Genomic DNA, 19,160 nt, shown 5'->3' with positions numbered 1-19,160 from the left:
CTTTAATCTGTTTAATTAAGGAAGCTCGTCTATTGTAATAAGAGAATAAAGATCCTCAGATGACATCCCGTTTTACATTAAACTTGTTACAACTATAGAAAAATAGGTAAAAGTAAAAAAATTGATTTTTAGTCAAAGTTTAGGAAAAAGTTTCATTTCCGAAAAAAAGTATTTTATTTCAAAAAATAAATAACTAATTGTTAAGTAATTTTATCAGCTAGCCCGGTAAAGGGTATTCCAATAATAGAGGACTTTAATCGTTTAGTTTATTGCGATCGCACCAAAAATCCCTGTACTTATTATGAAAGCTGTTCTTCCCGATCATGAAAAGAAACGTTTAGCAGCGCTGGAGCAGTATCAAATATTGGATACTCCAGCAGAAGCAGTATTTGATGACTTAACAAATTTAGCCGCCCAGATTTGTGAGACACCGATCGCTTTAATTAGTTTAGTAGATGCAGAGCGGCAATGGTTCAAATCTAAACTAGGGCTGAGAGTTACCGAAACACCCCGGAATGTAGCTTTTTGTAATTATGCTATTTTGCAAAAAGAACCGTTCATTGTTGAGGATGCTCGGAAAGATGGGAGATTTGCGAATAATGCTTTAGTAACTGGAGAACCCTACATTAGATTTTATGCAGGTGCGCCTTTAATTACATCTGATGGGCTTGCTTTGGGGACATTATGTGCGATCGATCGGATTCCTCGAGAGTTGACAAAAAAACAAATTTCCGCACTTCAAGTATTAAGCCATCAGGCGATCGCTCAGCTAGAATTACGGAAAAATTTAGCAGAATTTCAGCAAACCCAGAGTTTGCTAATAGCCCAAAAACAAATGTTACAAGTGGTTTGTAATAGCACATCTGTAAATCAAGCGTTAAATGCAGTTACTCAGCAACAAAAGGAAATTTTGCACGCTATTTTTGCTCATATTCCTGTGATGATGGGCTTTTTTGCGCGAGAAGGAAAGCTGCAAATGATTAACCAAGAGTTGGTAAATGCTTTAGGTTGGACTTTAGAGGAATTAGAAGACTCGCCGGATATTTTGACGAAATTTTATCCCGATCCACAGTATCGACAACAAGTTTGGGAGTTTATTCAAAAGGCAGAATATCAGCAATGGCAAGATTTGAAAACTCATGTTAAAGATGGTCGGGTGCCCAATACTAGTTGGGCAAATGTGAAGCTTTCTGATGGGAAGACGATCGGCATAGGTCAAGATATTACCGATTGCAAGCAAACCGAAGAATTATTACTAAAAACTCAAGAAAGATTACAACATTTATTAAAGACTAGTCCGGTTGTGATTTATAGCTGCAAACCAACGGCGAGTTACCCAGCAACTTTCGTTAGTGAAAATGTTACTGCTTTATTTGGTTATTCAGCAGAGGATTTTCTGAACGATCCCAATTTTTGGTTCGCTCATGTTCATTCAGAAGATGTGACTCTAATTGCCGAAGCAATACCAATTTTATTCGCACAGGGACACCATAGTTATGAGTATCGCTTTTTGCACCAAGATGGTACTTATCATTGGACTTATGACGAATTAAAACTACTACGTGATGGGGCGGGTAATCCGAGCGAAATAGTGGGTAGTTGGCAAGATATTACTGAGCGTAAACAAGCAGAAAGCGATCGTCAAAAAGCTGAAAAATCTTTGCATGAAAGTGAAGAACGTTTCCGTCTGTTGCTTAATGGAGTGAAAGATTACGCCATTTTTGTATTAGATGCTAACGGCTATGTTGCTAGTTGGAATAAAGGCGCATCAGCAATCAAAGGTTATCAAGCAGAGGAAATTATTGGACAACATTTTTCTCGTTTTTATCCACCTGAAGATGTAGCCCAGGGAAAACCCGATAGACTATTAGAAATAGCAGCAACAGTTGGTAGAGTGGAAAATGAAGGTTGGCGCGTGGGGAAAGATGGCTCTTACTTTTGGGCAAATGTAGTAATTACAGCATTGCAGGATGGCACCGGAAAAATTTGCGGTTTTTCTAAAATAACCCAAGATATTACTGAGCGCAAACGGGCAGAAGAAACTTTACAAAAGTCCCATAAAGAATTAGCAGATTTCAAATTTGCTTTGGATGAATCTGCGATCGTTGCTATTACCAACAATAAAGGTGTAATTCAATATGTTAACGATAAATTTTGCCAAATTTCTGGTTACAGTCGGGAAGAATTACTAGGAAAAGATCACCGTATTATTAATTCTGGCTATCATCCAAAAGCCTTCTTTCAGAATATTTGGAGCACAATTTCTCAAGGCAAAGTTTGGAAAGGGGAAATTAGGAACCGGGCTAAAAATGGTAGTATTTACTGGGTAGATACGACAATTGTTCCCTTTTTGGATGCTCAAGGAAATCCTTATCAATATATTGCTGTTCGCAACGATATTACAGATCGCAAACAAGCAGAAGAAGCTTTACGCCAACAAGCCCAAAGAGAAAAATTAGTTGCAGAAATTGCTCAAAGAATTCGCCAATCTTTAGATTTAGATGAAATTCTTAATACTACTGTGACGGAAGTTCGGCGGTTACTGGAGAGCGATCGCGTTTTGATTTTCCGCTTCGATCCAGACTGGAGTGGAGTTGTTGCCGTAGAATCAGTTGCTCCGAATTGGCAGCCAATTTTAGGAGAAAAAATCTCAGATTCTTTCTTCAAAGATACGGCTCGAAGAGAGAGTTATGAACGAGGTGGAATTCAAGCAGTAGAAGACATTTTGACCGCAGGTTTATCGCCTTGCCACATTAATTTACTGGCTCAATTTCAAGTTCGTGCCAATTTAGTTGTCCCCATTTTACAGGAAAATAAATTATGGGGTTTATTGGTGGCTCATCATTGTTCAAATCCGCGAAAATGGCAAAATTGGGAAATAGAATTGCTGAAACAATTGGCGACTCAATTAGAAATTGCCATTCAACAATCACAACTTTATCAACAAGTACAACAGGAACTAATTGAACGCAAATTAGCAGAACAAAAAATCCGCCAACAAGCTGCTTTACTTGATGTGACAACAGATGCAATTTTAGTTCGTGACCTAAATCATCGGGTTTTATTTTGGAATAAAGGAGCAGAGAGACTTTACGGTTGGAAAAAAGAAGAAGTGTTAGGCAAGTGTGCTAATAATTTGCTCTATTGGGAAACACCTCCACAGGTGGAAAATATCTATCAAACTGTTAGCAGCAAAGGGGAATGGCAGGGAGAATTACAACAGGTAACAAAAGATGGCAAGGAAATTGTTGTTGAGAGTCGTTGGAGTTTAGTGCGTGATTCAGTAGGAGAACCAAAAGCAATTTTAATGGTGAATACTGATATTACACAAAAACAATTGATGGAGCGACAATTTTTGCGATCGCAACGCATGGAAAGCATTGGCACTCTAGCAGGAGGAATTGCCCATGACTTGAACAATATTTTAGCTCCCATTCTCATGGCAGTACAACTTTTAAAATTACAAATTACTAGCGCCCAAGGGCAACAATGGTTAGAAATTCTCGAAGATAGCACCAGAAGAGGTAGTGAATTAATCAAACAAGTTTTATCTTTTGCACGGGGATTAGATGGTGAACATGGAGTTTTACAAATTCGCCATTTGATTAAGGAAATTAAGAAAATTGTTGAAGAGATTTTTCCCAGAGCGATCGAAATTTACACTGATGTATCCAGGGACTTGTGGGCAGTTTGTGGTGATGCTACTCACCTGCATCAAGTGTTAATGAATTTGTGTGTTAATGCCCGTGATGCTATGCCTACAGGTGGCAGTTTAACTATTAGCGCCGAGAATTTAGTAATTACCGAAAATGATGCCCAATTACAAATGGATGTCCAACCTGGATCTTATGTAGTAATTACGGTTAATGATACAGGAGTTGGCATTGCTCCAGAAATTCTCGATCGCATTTTTGAACCTTTCTTTACTACTAAAGAAGTTGGTAAAGGCACCGGATTAGGACTTTCCACTGTGATTGGAATTATCAAAAGTCACAAGGGATTTATTACTGTTTCCAGCAAATTAGGCAAAGGTAGTGAATTTAAAGTATATCTTCCCGCTGTAGAAGCAGCAGCAGATTTATATGAGGAAGATTGGGAATTACCAATGGGAAACGGTGAATTAATTTTAGTGGTAGATGATGAAGCTGCGATTCGAGAAATTACTAAGAGTACCTTAACCGCTTATAACTACCAAGTTTTGACTGCGAAAGATGGCGTAGAAGCGATCGCTCTTTATGTAGAACATAAAAACGATATTAAACTAGTATTAGTAGACATAATGATGCCAGTATTAGATGGTACTCAGACTATTCGCACCCTACAAAAAATCAATCCCGAAGTCAAAACAATTGCCTCTAGTGGGTTAGTATCCGGTACACATTTACAAGATGTAGGAAATACCACTGCTAACAAATTTTTACCTAAACCTTACTCAACTCAAGAATTACTAGAAGTAATGCACGATTTATTACATTGACACTCTCCGCTTAAAACGAACTAGGACTAAAGTCCTTACAACGAACCTATTTAGCAGCTGCTTTTTGTGGGGCTTTAACTTCATTTTTAGAAGTAATGCCTTGCTCAAAATCACTCACATTGCTTAGGGTTGTTTCACAAATATTTCGCACTGCTTCTTCAGTGAAAAATGCTTGGTGTCCGGTTACAATTACATTGGGGAAAGTTAACAAACGCTGAAAAACGTCATCCTGAATAATTTCCGTAGAAAGGTCTTCAAAGAATAAGTTTTCTTCTTGTTCGTAAACATCTAAACCCAAGTAACCGATTTTGCCAGATTTTAACCCAGCGATCACTGCTTCGGTATTAACTAATGCGCCGCGACTGGTGTTAATGAGCATTACTCCATGTTTCATTTGCTCGATCGCCCAATCGTTAATTATGTGGTAAGTTTCAGGAGTCAAAGGGCAATGTAGAGAAATAATATCCGAGTTGGCAAACAATTCTGGTAAATCCACATATTTAGCACCAGAAGCCGCATATTCAGCATTAGGATATAAATCGTAAGCCAAAATTTGACAACCAAAACCCTGCATCAAGTTGCCGAAAATTTGCCCAATTTTCCCCGTACCAATTACGCCGACTGTGCGATCGTGAATATCAAAACCCATCAATCCTTCTAAAGCAAAATTCCCTTCCCTCACTCGGTTATAAGCCCGGTGAATTTTCCGATTTAAAGTTAAAATTAAACCGACGGCGTGTTCAGCAACCGCATAAGGCGAATAAGCCGGAACGCGCAAAACCGTAAGTCCTAAATCTGCGGCTTTTTGTAAATCTACATGATTAAAACCAGCAGAACGGAGAGCCAATAATTTTGTGCCTCGCGAAGCAATAATTTCCAATGCTTTAGCATCAGCATTGTCATTTACAAATATACAAACAGCCGGAAAATCTGCCGCCAAAGGAGCAGTATTAGCATTGAATTCAGCAGCAAAAAACTCTAATTCATGCCCATGTTTTTCATTAGCTGCTTCGAGAAAACGGCGATCGTAAGGTTTAGTGCTAAAAACTGCTACTCTCATGGTGATTGGGGATTAGGGACTGGGGATTGGGGAGGTGGGGAGGTGGGGAGGTGGGGAGGTGGGGAGGTGGGGAGGTGGGGAGAGTTGTTGATGTAAATTAAGGAACTCCCCCCATCCCCCCATCCCCCCATCCCCCCATCTCCTCTAAGCTGGCTGAAGCGCCTTTTCCTTGGCTGCCATTGCCAGGATTAGGTCAACCATTCTGCTGGAATAACCCCATTCGTTGTCGTACCAAGAAACTATTTTGAAGAAATTCGAGTTTAATTCGATTCCAGCACCTGCGTCGAAAATGCTGGAATGTGGATCTGTGGTAAAGTCGCTGGAGACTACATCATCTTCGGTGTAACCCAAAATTCCTTTGAGTTCGTTTTCCGATGCTGCCTTCATGACTTCGCAGATTTCTTTGTAGCTGGTGGCTTTTTCCGTTTTAAAGGTTAAGTCAACGGCTGAAACGTCGGGAGTGGGTACGCGGAAAGCCATGCCTGTGAGTTTGCCTTTCAGTTCTGGAATCGCTAGGGTAACGGCTTTTGCTGCACCTGTGGAAGCGGGGATGATGTTTTGGGCTGCACCACGTCCACCGCGAAAGTCTTTTTTGCTGGGCCCGTCAACTGTTGGCTGGGTGGCTGTCATGGCGTGAACTGTGGTCATTAAGCCTTCGACGAGTCCGAAGTTATCATTGATTACTTTGGCGACGGGGGCTAAACAGTTGGTGGTGCAACTGGCGTTAGAAACGATGTGATCTTTGCTGGGGTCGTATTTGTCGTGATTGACTCCCATCACTAAGGTTGGTACTTTATCGGGGTCTTTGGTGGGGGCGGAAATTAAAACTTTTTTCGCGCCTGCTGTGAGGTGTTTGGATGCGCCGTCAAAGCTGGTAAATAGTCCGGTGGACTCAACTACGTAATCGATGCCCATTTTTCCCCAAGGTAGTTCTTCGGGATTTCTCACCGATACGCAAGGGATGAACTTGCCGTTAACAACGATGCCGTCTTCTTTGGCTTCGACTGTGCCCGCGAAACGACCGTGTGTGGAATCATATTTTAATAAGTAGGCGATCGCTTCTGGTGGTACAAGATCGTTAATGCAAGCCATTTCAATTTCTGGATTACTCAGTCCGATGCGGAATACTAATCTACCGATGCGACCAAATCCGTTAATGCCTACTTTAATAGCTGTCATGAAAATCTCCTTTTAGTTCAGTGTCAATAAGTCTGACAACTTGGTTATGAAGACTTGTTTATCAATCAGGCTGAAGTTACTCATCTACCTTCCGCCTCATGTCAAGTGTTCAAACGCTTATCACGATAATGCTTTCTACTCTGAGAGGCGCTTTTTTTTGGCAAAGTCTTAAGCTTTCAAGTCAGGTACGTTGTTGCGCTTTAGCGCTAAACAGAGGCGCTAAAGCGCAACAACGTACCTTTTTGAATGTGTTAGTTGCGGGTGTAGCGATGCTTAACGCCGATCGGGAAATACTCTGGATCTCCTGTAGGAGTAAGTGTGACTTGGGGCATTTGATATGTTTCGGGAACATAGTTGGCAAATTCGCTGTTGAGTCGGCGCAGTTGGGAAAGAATGGACTTTGCGATCGCCAATTTCTTATCTTTGCTAGCTTCGATTCCTGGTGCTAACTCTACCACAATTGAGAGGGACTTGTTGCGATCGGCATCTTCTTTCACCTGCAAAACAAACTTCCCCGTTACCCATTCTTTAATCACAGGTTGTTCCAATCCAACGGTGACATTTTCCGGGTAAATATTAGCACCGAAATAGGAAACTGTAAAATTCGATCGGCCAAAAACATAAACAAAAGGTAATTCCCTAACTCCTCTTTCTTGCGTCAAAGCAGTTAACGGATCGAACCCGTATTCTCCCAAAAGCCTCAACATTTCATCATAAGGAATTATCCCACCAGTATCTAAAATATTGTATCTAATTAAAGGAATTCCATTATCCCCAGAAAACAACAATTGCCCATTTTCCACTTCAAAAAACCGACTCAAAGGATCGTACTGTACCAAAGTCGGTAAACGCGATTCTCCAAACAAACTTTTTGCCGCTTCGGGATGATTCGCCAACCAACGACGAATACAAATACTCAAAGGTGTTTCATTTCCCAAAACTCCCGCGTCAGCAGTTCCATAAAGTGCAGCAGAGTCATAACAAAAATTAGTCGATCCCACTCTTTCCCCAACTAAACTCCGCCATTCCTCGCTAAAAACTTCCCCCGCAAACACCATTTTAATATTATATTTCTGCCATTCAACGCCTCGCGCAATTCCCGTATCAACCACATCTTTAATAAATGGCGGATATCCCAACAAAACCACCTGTTCAAAAGCACTCCCCAACTCTTGCACAACTCGGAAAATTTCTTCTTTGTTATTTCCCGGTGCAATTACTGTAATCGGATAACCTTTACTAGCAAGATAGCGGCAACAATTAGTTGTGAATAAACCGCCTACCCAAGTTCCCAAAGTAAAACAAACCACAGCTAAAGTCCGGCGAGTATCAGCAAAAAAGCTATCATGAAATATTTGCTCAAACCTAGTAGTAATTGCTAACTCATCGCTGAAAAATCTAGGCCAAAACGTGGGTTTACCAGTAGAACCAGAGGAAGCAGCAATTAAATCGCAACTTTCTATTTTTCCGTTTTTGCATAATTGAGCTAATGAGTATACTTTTAGATAATTCTCTTTAGTAACTTGCGGTAATTGGGAGAAATCAGCTAAACTTTGAATAGTTTCCGGGTTAATATTTTGTGCTTTTAAAAACGCTTGGTAAGCGGGAACGGTAGCAGCGACGGAATGAAACAAAGTTAAAGTTGCAGATTCCGCATTTTTAGCATTATCTTTTTGCAGTAAATCTGTTAAGGGAGTGGCGAGAAATTGTTCTAACGCTTGCAACGATCTTTGACGTTGTGATTCTTGCATTTTTCCCTCTACTTTAGTTCCACATATTGTTGATCCCCCCTAACCCCCCTTACCAAGGTGGAAACTGAATTCCAAGTCCCCCTTACCAAGGTGGGAACTGAATTCCAAGTCCCCCTTACCAAGGGGGGAACTGAATTCCAAGTCCCCCTTACCAAGGTGGGAACTGAATTCCAAGTCTCCCTTACCAAGGTGGGAACTGAATTCCAAGTCCCCCTTACCAAGGTGGGAACTGAATTCCAAGTCCCCCTTACCAAGGTGGGAACTGAATTCCAAGTCTCCCTTACCAAGGTGGGAACTGAATTCCAAGTCTCCCTTACCAAGGTGGGAACTGAATTCCAAGTCCCCCTTACCAAGGTGGAAACTGAATTCCAAGTCCCCCTTACCAAGGTGGAAACTGAATTCCAAGTCTCCCTTATCAAGGGGGGAACTGAATTCCAAGTCTCCCTTACCAAGGTGGGAACTGAATTCCAAGTCTCCCTTACCAAGGTGGAAACTGAATTCCAAGTCTCCCTTACCAAGGTGGGAACTGAATTCCAAGTCTCCCTTACCAAGGTGGAAACTGAATTCAAAGTCCCCCTTGGTAAGGGGGATTTAGGGGGATCGAAAACGCTTAAGCTCATAACTAGTAATTTAATTTATTACTCAACCAATCTACCGCAAAATCTACTGCTGACTTAACTGGAAAAAATCTCGCTTCTGCTGAACCAACTGCCGAAATTTTGACAGATTGAGTCTGTTCAAAAGCAGCACCTAGTTGCTCAAAACTGTCTTGATTATATTCAATATCTTGGTAATTTTTCCAAACTCGGCGATCGCCTTCCAAAACCACTGTACCACGCAGAGCTTCTTTTTTATGTGGTACTCTATATTCAGCTAAATGCAGACAAGTACAACTATCGTAAGTTACTCCTAATAATAATATCCAACCATCTAAATCATAAAGGCGAGCTAAAGGAGAAGATTCACCAAGGGAGTAATCTAAAGAGTGATTTTTGGTAATAGTTTCGGCGTGTTTTCCCCAAGCTGCAAAGGAAACTGCTGGATGATAACTTCGCAAAACTTTGGGATAACTCCGAAAGGTTTCGACAATTTTTCCCATACCCCTTGTGGGTGTTATTTGAGGATCAAAAGCTGGCATATTTTCCCGAATAATTGAACACCAATCACTCGGAACAGGTGGATTTTGCCAAGTAGCTGGATCGGAATGTTCGCCAGAATGGGTAGGCATTACTAATGTACCATTTGGCGTAATGACATCCATTAAAGCTTGAATAACTGTTACTGAACCTCCACAAACCCAACCTAAAGAACTAAGGGAACTGTGTACTATTACTGTCATTCCTGGTTGTAATCCAAGTTGACGGAAGTCGTTTTTTAAGGTTTCTAGGGTTCGCGGGGATGGGGTTTTTGCGATCGCTTCTGATTCACTCATAATTTCTTTTTATTTAACCGCGAAGACGCGAAGAACGCGAAGGAAAGAAAGAGAGCATTTAAGAATGCCATTTTGGTTCGGGGGGAAGTGGTGTATTGGGGGTTTTTCCTTGCATTCTGTGACTGACAAAATCTTTGACTGTGGGTAAGAGTAAGTAGGGATTTGTTTGCAGTTGCATATCTAAGGTTGTTGTTGGTTTGTCACCGTAATTATGACCTGGGTACATGGTGGTTTCTGGCGGTAATTTTCTCACTAAATCTTGCAATGTGTAAAACATTCTTTCGGGATCGCCGCCAACAAAGTCACAGCGTCCACAACCATTTACAAACAGCGTATCTCCGGTGACTAAAGCATCAGGAATACGGTAACTTGTGCATCCGGGAGTATGTCCGGGTGTGTGCATCATGGTAATTTCTAAATGTTGACCGATCGCTAAACTATCGCTGGGAGAATGACGCACTAAGTTTTCACATTTAAACCCTGAAAAATCGATTTCTTCTCCCATCATGTGAACTGGCGCGTCAGTTGCTTCTAAAATTTCGTTGACTCGATTAACATGATCGAAGTGACTATGAGTGCAGAGAATGTGAGTAATTTTCACATCCAATTTTTCCGCTTCTGTTAATATTGTGGGTGCGTCCCAAGCTGGATCGACTACCGCACAGGTACGAGTTGCGCGATCGCCAATCAAGTAGATAAAATTATCCCAAGGCCCAAGTTCAAATTGATGTACAAAAATTCCTGATTCAGTCATTTGTTTATTTGTCATTTGTCATTGGTAAGAATCTTCCATCTTGTAGGACAGGCATCCTGCCTGTCATTGCCTGTCATTGGATCTAAAAAGTAACCACACTCCGAATTGATTTACCTGCGTGCATTAAGTCAAAAGCTCTGTTAATATCTTCAATGGGCATGAATTCGGTAATTAAATCATCAATATTTATTTTACCTTCCATATACCAATCAACAATTTTTGGCAGATGTGTGCGTCCTTTTGTCCCACCAAAAGCTGTACCTTTCCAAGTTCGTCCAGTAACTAATTGAAACGGACGAGTAGAAATTTCTTCGCCAGCGCCAGCAACGCCAACAATTACACAAGTTCCCCAACCTTTGTGACAACATTCTAATGCTTGACGCATGATTTTGACATTGCCAATACATTCAAAACTAAAGTCAGCACCGCCATTAGTTAAGTTTACCAAATAAGGAACTAAATCGCCTTCTACTTCTTTAGGATTTACAAAATGAGTCATCCCTAATTTTTCCCCTAATGCCTTTTTATTTGGGTTAATATCTACCCCAATAATCATGTTAGCACCAGCTAATTTAGCACCTTGAATTACACTTAAACCAACTCCTCCTAAACCGAAAACTACAACATTATCTCCAACTTGCACTTTTGCTGTATTAATTACTGCACCAATTCCAGTTGTAATGCCACATCCTAACAAACAAACTTTTTCTAAAGGTGCATCTTCCCGAATTTTTGCTAAGGCAATTTCGGGAACTACTGTATAATTAGCAAAAGTTGAAGTTCCCATATAATGATGTAGCATTTTGCCATTTAAAGAAAAGCGACTGCTACCATCTGGCATTACGCCTTTTCCTTGGGTTTCTCTAATAGCTTGACAGAGATTTGTTTTGCCGGAAAGACAAAATTTGCAATTGCGACATTCGGGTACGTAAAGAGGAATTACGCGATCGCCCTTTTGTAAACTTTTCACCCCCGATCCCACTTCCACCACAATTCCTGCCCCTTCATGCCCTAAAATAGCAGGAAAAAGTCCTTCTGGATCGGCACCGGAAAGAGTATAAGCATCAGTATGACATACTCCACTTGCTTTAATTTCTACCAAAACTTCCCCTTCTTTTGGCCCTTCTAAATCAACGATTTCAATGCTTAAAGGTTGTTTGGCACTATGGGCAACTGCTGCTTTTACTTTCATCTTTTCTTCCGCTTATCTGGTTTTTAAATAATATCAAACAGTCTAGCAATCTCAATTAATTATGGCGAATTTTCAGGAAATTTTAAACTTTTGGTTCGGTACGCCCGATCGATCCAATTATGGCAAACCTCGCAATATTTGGTTTAGCAGAAACTCAGAATTTGACCAACTAGTGAAAACCCGCTTTTTATCTGATTATGAATTAGCGGCATCTGGTAATCTTAATCATTGGCAAGATTTACCAGAAAGTTGTTTAGCATTTATTATTTTGTGCGATCAATTTCCTCGGAATATGTTTCGCGATCGTCCAAAAGCTTTTGTTACCGATCCGCAAGCACTCGCTTTGGCGCAATATGCTGTTGAACGAGGGTTCGATCGCCAATTTTTGCCCGTACAACGCTGGTTTTTTTACTTACCGTTTCAGCATAGCGAAAATTTAGAACATCAGCGTCAATCTTTGGCATTATTTGAACAATTAGGCGACGATCCTGATAGTCTTAATTGTATTGATTATGCCATCCAACATTTAAAAATAATTGAGCGTTTCGGTAGGTTTCCTCATCGCAATCAAATTTTAGGCAGGGAGACAACGCCGGAAGAAGCTGAGTTTTTAAAACAACCGGGATCTTCTTTTTAAACAATTATTGTAAAATAAAAATAGTTATGTCTGCTAAAGATGCTTTTCACACAGTTGTTAAAACTGCACTACAAAAAGATGGATGGTCAATTACTCACGATCCTTATCCTTTACAAGCTGGTAGTTTTGCTTTAGCAATTGATTTAGGTGCAGAAAAAGTGATTGCGGCGGAAAAAGGTGAACGGAAAATTGCTGTTGAGATTAAAAGTTTTCTTAGTCCATCTAAAATTTCCGAATTTTATGGAGCTTTGGGACAATTTATCGCCTATCGTGCAGCGTTATTAACTCAAGAAAAAGAGCGAATTCTTTATTTAGCAGTACCCAATAATATTTACGAGCAATTCTTCCTTGCACCGTTTATTCAAGAAGTTGTGCAACAAAATCAACTCTATATATTAAGCTACAATCCTGAACTGGAGGTAATTGAGCGATGGCAACCTTAGAAACCTATCGAAATTATATTCAACAGTTGCTTGTTGAACATTCTAAATTAGTTTGGGACGATCGCATTAAAGCAGAAACAATTTTTGATACCGAACGCGATCGTTATCAACTTGTTTATGTAGGTTGGCAAGGATCAAAACGAGTTTATGGAGTTGTTCTGCATCTGGATATTATTAATGGTAAAATTTGGGTGCAGCAGGACGGAACTGAGGTTGGTATTGCTAATAAATTAGTTGATCTTGGTGTACCAAAGCAAGATATTGTTTTGGGTTTAGATCCACCTGTTATGCGTCAATATACAGATTTTGCGGTTGGTTAGTTTTACACCTAACTGTAGAGACGTTATATATAACGTCTCTACAGTTTTCAATTTTCGTCTTCAGGAAGCAAGTAAAAATCATCCATTTCTTCGTCCTCTTCTGCGAAAATTTCCTCTTCATCTTCCGGTTCTAAGTAGGTTTCAACTACTACACCCCGTCTGATAAATTCTAAACATTTACTAGTAGGATCTACGGAAAAACTAAACAATGGACTTTCTTCTGATTGGCATTTTCCGGCGCGGAAAAAGTTACACACTGCACAACAATCTTCCCCAGATGCGATCGCCTCCTCCACCACAATATCTTTCTGCGTTAGTGGACTAAGTTTTAAATGAAAACCTTCCCATCTCGCTTTTAAAATCCCGTTTCCAGCTAACAGTTGCCAACGCGGATCTGATTCCACAATTTCTTCCGGTATCCTAATCCAAGCACCTTCGACTTCTGCTTCTACATTCACTTCAAACTCTGTCGGTAAATCAAATTGTACCAACTTTCTCGCACTTAAATGTCCCGGCGCTTGTCCATAAACAATTTCATCTCCAACTGAGGGAATATGAACATAATATTTCTCTTTTAAATCTCCAGCACGCGACAATTCATGTAATGCTTCGTGGGAACCGTGAATTAATATTAAATGCTGGGGATTTACCCGATGAATTACTTGAGTTAACCCCACTTTGTCCGCATGAGCACTTAGGTTAAATTTGCGAATTTGCGCTTTTACATTTATCTCTCTGCCTTCTAATGTTACCGTATCTCCTGTGTTGAGACTTTGCAACAAACGACCAGGACTTTCTTCGTCAGTGTAACCAGAAATGAAAATAGCGGCGTTTTCTCTTTCTAACAAAGTAGTAGCATAATAAATTGAAGGACCACCCGTTAACATCCCGGAACTAGCAATAATTACACAGGGTTTTGTCATTACTAAAGGTCGTTGTCTAGGCGAAGTAATGGGGATGACGGGAGAAGTAGTAGAATTAGGATCGAAGAAAGGTTCTTGTTTTTGTTGCGCGAAGTTTTTGACTGATTGGGGAAGTAAGCTTAAATTGTCTCGAAAAACATCGGTAACTGCTCTGACTAACCCATCAACATAAATGGGAATTTTTAGATTATGAAATACCGACGATGTGCGAATTGCTAAAATGATTTCTTGTGCTCTTCCTAATGCAAAAGCTGGAACTAAAACATTACCGCCTTTTTTCACGACTTCTGCGATCGCTTCCAACAAAGCACTCTCTTGCGCTTTCCGGTTAGGATGGTTATCTGCGCCATAAGTTGACTCAGTAATTAACATATCTGCTTTCGGCAAATCTGCTAATTTTAAACCTTCCGTTGTCCGACTCGAAGTAGTATTGTAATCCCCAGTGTAGAGTATAGATCGATCGCGATACTGCATATAAATACAAGCAGCACCGACAATATGACCAGCATTAATAAATCTTACCTTTAATCCCGGTAAAGGTTCAAAATCTACTCCAATTGGTTGAGTTTCTAACCGAAACAAAGTTCTTTCTAAATCTGTCTCATCAAAAAGTTCCGGCGAATCTTCAGTCATTTGCTGAATTTTCAAACAATCTTGTAACATCACATGAGCAATTTCTCGCGTTCCCGGAGTGCAAATCATTCTGACACCCGGAAACTGAGCATGAAACACCGGAACTGCACCAATATGATCTTGATGAGCATGAGTAATTAACAGTAAATTTGGGTTTTGTAAATAATCTAATGCTGGCAAAGGATCGTAACCTTTCGGACGAGTGCCACAATCCATTACAATTTCATAAGGGCCAATAAATACTTGAAAACAAGAAGCACCAATTCCCTTTGCTGCACCCAAAGGACGGACAATTAATCTAGTATTTACTTTATCTTGAGCATCAAATTTTATTTCGCGATCGCTTGCCTTATCAACTATTTCTTTAATCTCTGGTGCATATTCATAAACTTTAATTTTTTCCCCTTTAATCAATACTCTGGCACGTTTTCCCGTCGTTGGCAAAACTGCTTCCCACTCCCAACCATCACGCCGTTTGATTGCTGGCGCAAGTTGCCAACCTGACTCTTTTGTTTCTTCAAAAAGTGCAGTTAAAGCAGCATCATTTGGCGGTGGAGATTCTGGCGATGGTAACTTTTTAGAAGGTTCTACAGTTGGCAAAATTGAGACAGGTGTAATTTGATATTCTCCACTGCTTTCCTGATTTTCGTCAACAGATACTGCACTCAAAATTTGCAAAAATTTTCCCACTCGTTGCGCTTGCACTTTGAGCAATTGACTTAGTTTCAGATTAAGATTTTGGGAATTCAGTAAAGTCAGCTTGATAGTTTTTTGTTCCGATCGCTTGATCTTAAACTGAACTAAAGAGTTGCGTTTACCAAGTTGTACCACCCTTCCCACTAACTGACAGATATCCGCTGCTTCTGTTTCACTGGTTAATTCTTCCGAACTAACCAGCGTCACCTGAGACACTTCGCCTGTAGAATCAGTGCTGGGGATAATTTGCCAACTGCGCTTTCCTTCCTTCCATTCGGGGAGTTTTTGTGCGACGCGAAAGCGTGTGCTGTCCGAACATTGAAGGTACATTACGCCTTCGATCGAACAAATTTCTCCGCTCCAAGTGCAGTTAAAAGTCTCAGTATCAGAGGTTTGGGCAGAAATAGTAGCATCAATCATATTCGGCATTGGCATCGCTGTGCGATCGCTAATCGTACTTTTAGTTTAAGATACTGCTAGTTTGTCACTGCAACGACTCTAACACCCAAAACAGGTTTCTGGTTGCAGATTAATTTAGCTAATTTAGTATTAAAATAGCTTGTCATCTCTCCCAAGATTGAATTGTTTTAATCAAAGTTGGTGCCCAAGGGCATTTTAGCTAAAAAGTTAGGTGTAAGGATAGGTTGGGGTGTACTTTTTTTATGAGTAATTCAAGTAGACTACTGAGAATAGCTTTAGCCTCTGGTGTTTTTTTCCTAGCTTTCTATTTTAGAACCCCTGCTTGGTCAGATTGGGGAACCTTTTTATTTTGGCTAATTATCATTCTTAGTAGCTTCCTAATTCTTACAGAAATTTGGGCTTTTCACAAAATCTTTCACCGCAAAGGAAGACGACTTAGCGTAATAATTGTAGCCTTAGCTTGGTTGAGTCTTTCTATTGCTACAGCTTCCCAAGTAAATTTCTTGTTAACCAAACAAACTGTCTTAGAAAATTTAACCTCTGCAACCCCAGAAACCCCCAAAACCTCCAAAACTCCCAAAACCCCCAAAACCCCCAAAACTCCCAAAACTCCCGAAACTCCAAAAATTGTCAATTTAGGTCAGCATTTCGTCATTGGTTACAGAGATTTTGAAGAACTAAAATTATTAGTGGAAAAACAAGGAGTAGCGGGAGTTTTTATCACCAACAGAAATGTGATCGGCAAAACGAAAGAGCAAGTAAAACAAGAAATTAAAACCTTACAAGAAATTCGCAAAAGTCAAGGTTTACCTCCTCTTTTAGTTGCTGCCGATCAAGAAGGAGGCATAGTATCAAGATTATCACCACCCTTAACTAAATTACCTTCTTTAGCCAGAATAATTGATGATGAAAAAAACCTCGACCAACAAAAACAGAAAGTCATTGAATATGCAGCTAAACAAGGGCAAGAATTAGCAGAAATTGGGGTGAATTTGAATTTTGCGCCAGTAGTTGATTTAAACAAAGGAATCAGAGTTGTTAATGATAAATATTCTAAGATTAACTACCGTGCGATTTCGGAAAATAAAGAAGTCGTCGCTAAAGTTGCTTTGTGGTATTGCCAAACATTAGAAAAATACAACGTTAAATGTACAATTAAACATTTCCCCGGTTTAGGAAGAGTCAAAACTGACACCCATATTGCGGAAGCCGAATTAAATGCTTCTTTAGCAGATTTAACTAATGATGATTGGGTTCCCTTTCGGGAAGTGATGAAAAATACCCAAGCATTTACGATGATTGGACACGCTAAATTAATGGCAGTAGATCCAGTAAATGCCGCTTCTTTTTCTCATAAAGTAGTGACAGATATTATTCGCCAAAACTGGCAACATAATGGTATTTTAATTACCGATGATTTTGGAATGCAAGCGGTTTATGGGAGCAAAGATGGCATAGAAAATGCTACTGTGAAATCGATTAATGCTGGGGTAGATTTGATTTTGCTCTCTTATGATAAAGATTTATATTACGATGCGATGTATGCCTTAATGAAAGCAGCAAAAACCGGGAAATTAGATACACAAGTATTAGGAAAGAGTCAGGAAAGACTCGATCGCTTTTATTCAGTGATAAAGTAAGAAAGCCTGAAAGCTAAAGGTAATAAAATTTTGTTTCTTTCGTTCCCCGGAAGTTAGGAAAGCTTGATATCTTGTTGCTGCCAACGGTTCCCGGATTATCTTGAGGATCGTATCTACCGCTTTCTTGGCGATCGTCTTCATGAATATCTGATGTCATAACTTTGCACTCACACAAAACAGGTTATCCCACAAGCTTAGTATTCCGTTTCTCCTATTTGTTCTATCGTCAGACATGACATGATTTGCGATCGCACTTGGTATCTAATAGCACGAGCTTTCTTTAACATTCTCTGTGTTAGCGATCGCCTGCTTATCATCATCCCGATCCTAACCCCCATGCGTTACGAGGCTTTGCAGAAAACCTTTCCCCAGAATTATTTCCCTATAGTTGAGATAGTCTGATTATTTCCTTTCAAGGGAAAAGTAAAGTTATTTATCATTTCCAAGCAAATCTTTAGGAAGATGGTAAATTAATAATAGAAGCTTCAAGAGCTTCTCAGATAAAGATTACAGCCTAAGCCCACTATTGAATTAAGGAGGAAAAAAGCTGTTTCTTTTACTATCTCTTGTGTTAACTAACAACAGCACTCAACAACTAGAAAACTGATATTTCCTCAACTGCAAAAAGGGGAGTAAGACAACAGAAGCTAAGTTTTTCATTGTCTCTCCAAGTTGAATTAACTAACAGAGGAAATCACTCGGTAAGTCCAGTTTGGGTGCTGTTGTTGTTGGAAACAACAAGTTTTTCTAGAATGTATTGTGTGAGACATCTGGAACATACTCAGCAAGTTTTACCTAAAAATGTCGGATGAATTGCCTCGCTGAATTTGGAAAATGCCCCTCAAGAAAAAGTAAGGTCGGCTCGACCTGAAAAGAGATAACGCCTGCGGACAAGTTGGTGCCGACACCCTTGGTGGAAGCAGGAAGAAAACACCACGTCAGATTAACAAGTTTAGTTAGATTTGGGTAAGTTTTTCAGAGCAGTGAAGCTCACAATGGGAGATGTTACAGTTGTCCTGTGACTACTTTCCCCGATCGTGGTCGCTGACCAGTTTAGTCTGAGTTAATGGATTAGGAAAGCTCCCATGTCTGAAACTCAACCAGAACAAACAACTAATCAATCTCCGACCGTTGTAACTTCAACCCCTGTTGCCACTCCTACAGTTACAACTCCCTCGGCAACACAACCAGTTCAAGCTAAAGTAAGTGGATTTTTCAATAATTGGAAAGTGAAAGCAGGAATCATCGGTACAATTTTAGCTATCTTTGCTATTGGCATATTTACCCTTAATTTCTTTTGGGCACACATAATTGCCAGTATGGGGATGAGAGATTGGTCTAAACACGCCAATGCTCAACCCATTGAATGTATGATCAAGGACACCAATAGCGACGGTTACGTAAGCTGTAGCGCCATGCTCAGAGGTGAAGTAGTACCTTTAGAATGTGGCTCTAGTGTATTCAATCTTGGTTGCCGAGTAAATTATGGTGCAGCAGCTGCACCTCCTGTACGTCTGAATACAAAATCATAGGCAACTGATTTTTGAGTGTGAAGCGAATGGTGCGTTACGTTACAACTAACGCACCCTACGGCTCGCTAAGT

15 protein-coding genes are annotated in these 19,160 nt (G+C 40.2%); 6 read left to right on the top strand and 9 right to left on the bottom strand.

Annotated elements, in window-relative coordinates:
• Positions 1 to 301 precede the first annotated feature (301 nt).
• Complete coding sequence (locus ACE1CI_RS10170) at positions 302 to 4,477, top strand: PAS domain S-box protein (RefSeq protein ID WP_413264010.1); 4,176 nt, start codon at positions 302 to 304, stop codon at positions 4,475 to 4,477.
• A gap of 46 nt (positions 4,478 to 4,523) precedes the next feature.
• Here the strand turns inward: ACE1CI_RS10170 and ACE1CI_RS10165 are convergent, their stop codons facing one another.
• The 6 genes from ACE1CI_RS10165 to ACE1CI_RS10140 all read right to left on the bottom strand — a co-directional run bounded on the left by ACE1CI_RS10165 (position 4,524) and on the right by ACE1CI_RS10140 (position 11,845).
• On the bottom strand, positions 4,524 to 5,537 hold the full coding sequence (locus ACE1CI_RS10165) for a 2-hydroxyacid dehydrogenase (RefSeq protein ID WP_413264009.1): 1,014 nt from the start codon (positions 5,535 to 5,537) through the stop codon (positions 4,524 to 4,526).
• Positions 5,538 to 5,681: 144 nt separating this feature from the next.
• Positions 5,682 to 6,716 carry a type I glyceraldehyde-3-phosphate dehydrogenase gene (gene gap / locus ACE1CI_RS10160; RefSeq protein ID WP_413266179.1) on the bottom strand — a complete coding sequence of 345 codons (1,035 nt, stop codon included), beginning with the start codon at positions 6,714 to 6,716 and terminating at the stop codon, positions 5,682 to 5,684.
• Positions 6,717 to 6,967: 251 nt separating this feature from the next.
• Positions 6,968 to 8,467 (bottom strand): phenylacetate--CoA ligase family protein, encoded by a 1,500-nt coding sequence (locus ACE1CI_RS10155; RefSeq protein ID WP_413266178.1) that lies wholly within the window; start codon positions 8,465 to 8,467, stop codon positions 6,968 to 6,970.
• Positions 8,468 to 9,089: 622 nt separating this feature from the next.
• Positions 9,090 to 9,899 carry an AAC(3) family N-acetyltransferase gene (locus ACE1CI_RS10150; protein ID WP_413266177.1) on the bottom strand — a complete coding sequence of 270 codons (810 nt, stop codon included), beginning with the start codon at positions 9,897 to 9,899 and terminating at the stop codon, positions 9,090 to 9,092.
• Positions 9,900 to 9,957: 58 nt separating this feature from the next.
• Positions 9,958 to 10,668 (bottom strand): MBL fold metallo-hydrolase, encoded by a 711-nt coding sequence (locus tag ACE1CI_RS10145; protein WP_413266176.1) that lies wholly within the window; start codon positions 10,666 to 10,668, stop codon positions 9,958 to 9,960.
• Between the two features lie 67 nt (positions 10,669 to 10,735).
• Positions 10,736 to 11,845, bottom strand: a complete 1,110-nt coding sequence (locus ACE1CI_RS10140; protein WP_413266175.1) for an S-(hydroxymethyl)glutathione dehydrogenase/class III alcohol dehydrogenase — start codon at positions 11,843 to 11,845, stop codon at positions 10,736 to 10,738.
• A 61-nt stretch (positions 11,846 to 11,906) separates the two neighbouring features.
• Between ACE1CI_RS10140 and ACE1CI_RS10135 the strand changes: the two genes are divergently transcribed.
• Genes ACE1CI_RS10135 through ACE1CI_RS10125 form a run of 3 tightly spaced genes read left to right on the top strand, consistent with a single transcriptional unit; the run spans position 11,907 to position 13,245 of the window.
• On the top strand, positions 11,907 to 12,482 hold the full coding sequence (locus tag ACE1CI_RS10135; protein ID WP_496615380.1) for a DUF924 family protein: 576 nt from the start codon (positions 11,907 to 11,909) through the stop codon (positions 12,480 to 12,482).
• A gap of 26 nt (positions 12,483 to 12,508) precedes the next feature.
• A complete protein-coding gene (locus tag ACE1CI_RS10130) occupies positions 12,509 to 12,925 on the top strand; it encodes an element excision factor XisH family protein (protein ID WP_413266173.1) in 417 nt (138 codons plus the stop codon).
• Positions 12,913 to 13,245, top strand: a complete 333-nt coding sequence (locus ACE1CI_RS10125) for a XisI protein (RefSeq protein ID WP_413266172.1) — start codon at positions 12,913 to 12,915, stop codon at positions 13,243 to 13,245. Before ACE1CI_RS10130 ends, ACE1CI_RS10125 begins: the two co-directional genes overlap by 13 nt.
• Before the next feature lie 47 nt (positions 13,246 to 13,292).
• Here ACE1CI_RS10125 and ACE1CI_RS10120 read toward each other — a convergent pair whose 3' ends face one another.
• Positions 13,293 to 15,932 carry an MBL fold metallo-hydrolase gene (locus ACE1CI_RS10120; RefSeq protein ID WP_413266171.1) on the bottom strand — a complete coding sequence of 880 codons (2,640 nt, stop codon included), beginning with the start codon at positions 15,930 to 15,932 and terminating at the stop codon, positions 13,293 to 13,295.
• 227 nt (positions 15,933 to 16,159) lie between these two features.
• Here ACE1CI_RS10120 and ACE1CI_RS10115 point away from each other — a divergent pair, with 227 nt between their 5' ends.
• The gene (locus ACE1CI_RS10115; RefSeq protein ID WP_413266170.1) at positions 16,160 to 17,557 is read left to right on the top strand and encodes a glycoside hydrolase family 3 N-terminal domain-containing protein; all 1,398 of its coding nucleotides are present in this window, start codon (positions 16,160 to 16,162) and stop codon (positions 17,555 to 17,557) included.
• 13 nt (positions 17,558 to 17,570) lie between these two features.
• On the opposite strand, the gene ACE1CI_RS10110 is transcribed toward ACE1CI_RS10115, so the two are convergent.
• Both ACE1CI_RS10110 and ACE1CI_RS10105 read right to left on the bottom strand, forming a co-directional pair.
• On the bottom strand, positions 17,571 to 17,714 hold the full coding sequence (locus tag ACE1CI_RS10110; RefSeq protein WP_413266169.1) for a hypothetical protein: 144 nt from the start codon (positions 17,712 to 17,714) through the stop codon (positions 17,571 to 17,573).
• Between the two features lie 37 nt (positions 17,715 to 17,751).
• Entirely contained in the window at positions 17,752 to 17,877 is a 126-nt protein-coding gene (locus ACE1CI_RS10105; protein ID WP_413266168.1) for a hypothetical protein, read from the bottom strand.
• 765 nt (positions 17,878 to 18,642) lie between these two features.
• Between ACE1CI_RS10105 and ACE1CI_RS10100 the strand changes: the two genes are divergently transcribed.
• Positions 18,643 to 19,089, top strand: coding sequence for a hypothetical protein (locus ACE1CI_RS10100; protein WP_413266167.1), 447 nt, complete (start codon positions 18,643 to 18,645; stop codon positions 19,087 to 19,089).
• Positions 19,090 to 19,160 lie beyond the last annotated feature (71 nt).

The sequence above is a fragment of the Floridaenema flaviceps BLCC-F50 genome (assembly GCF_041929275.2).
GTDB lineage: Bacteria > Cyanobacteriota > Cyanobacteriia > Cyanobacteriales > Aerosakkonemataceae > Floridanema > Floridanema flaviceps.
This window is presented reverse-complemented; position numbering and strand designations above follow the sequence as displayed.

Excerpts from the sequence above, each read along its gene's own strand:
- ACE1CI_RS10170 (WP_413264010.1), top strand. The coding sequence starts at position 302 with ATGAAAGCTGTTCTTCCCGATCATGAAAAGAAACGTTTAGCAGCGCTG.
- ACE1CI_RS10165 (WP_413264009.1), bottom strand. The coding sequence starts at position 5,537 with ATGAGAGTAGCAGTTTTTAGCACTAAACCTTACGATCGCCGTTTTCTC.
- gap (WP_413266179.1), bottom strand. The coding sequence starts at position 6,716 with ATGACAGCTATTAAAGTAGGCATTAACGGATTTGGTCGCATCGGTAGA.
- ACE1CI_RS10155 (WP_413266178.1), bottom strand. The coding sequence starts at position 8,467 with ATGCAAGAATCACAACGTCAAAGATCGTTGCAAGCGTTAGAACAATTT.
- ACE1CI_RS10150 (WP_413266177.1), bottom strand. The coding sequence starts at position 9,899 with ATGAGTGAATCAGAAGCGATCGCAAAAACCCCATCCCCGCGAACCCTA.
- ACE1CI_RS10145 (WP_413266176.1), bottom strand. The coding sequence starts at position 10,668 with ATGACAAATAAACAAATGACTGAATCAGGAATTTTTGTACATCAATTT.
- ACE1CI_RS10140 (WP_413266175.1), bottom strand. The coding sequence starts at position 11,845 with ATGAAAGTAAAAGCAGCAGTTGCCCATAGTGCCAAACAACCTTTAAGC.
- ACE1CI_RS10135 (WP_496615380.1), top strand. The coding sequence starts at position 11,907 with ATGGCGAATTTTCAGGAAATTTTAAACTTTTGGTTCGGTACGCCCGAT.
- ACE1CI_RS10130 (WP_413266173.1), top strand. The coding sequence starts at position 12,509 with ATGTCTGCTAAAGATGCTTTTCACACAGTTGTTAAAACTGCACTACAA.
- ACE1CI_RS10125 (WP_413266172.1), top strand. The coding sequence starts at position 12,913 with ATGGCAACCTTAGAAACCTATCGAAATTATATTCAACAGTTGCTTGTT.
- ACE1CI_RS10120 (WP_413266171.1), bottom strand. The coding sequence starts at position 15,932 with ATGCCAATGCCGAATATGATTGATGCTACTATTTCTGCCCAAACCTCT.
- ACE1CI_RS10115 (WP_413266170.1), top strand. The coding sequence starts at position 16,160 with ATGAGTAATTCAAGTAGACTACTGAGAATAGCTTTAGCCTCTGGTGTT.
- ACE1CI_RS10110 (WP_413266169.1), bottom strand. The coding sequence starts at position 17,714 with ATGACATCAGATATTCATGAAGACGATCGCCAAGAAAGCGGTAGATAC.
- ACE1CI_RS10105 (WP_413266168.1), bottom strand. The coding sequence starts at position 17,877 with ATGATGATAAGCAGGCGATCGCTAACACAGAGAATGTTAAAGAAAGCT.
- ACE1CI_RS10100 (WP_413266167.1), top strand. The coding sequence starts at position 18,643 with ATGTCTGAAACTCAACCAGAACAAACAACTAATCAATCTCCGACCGTT.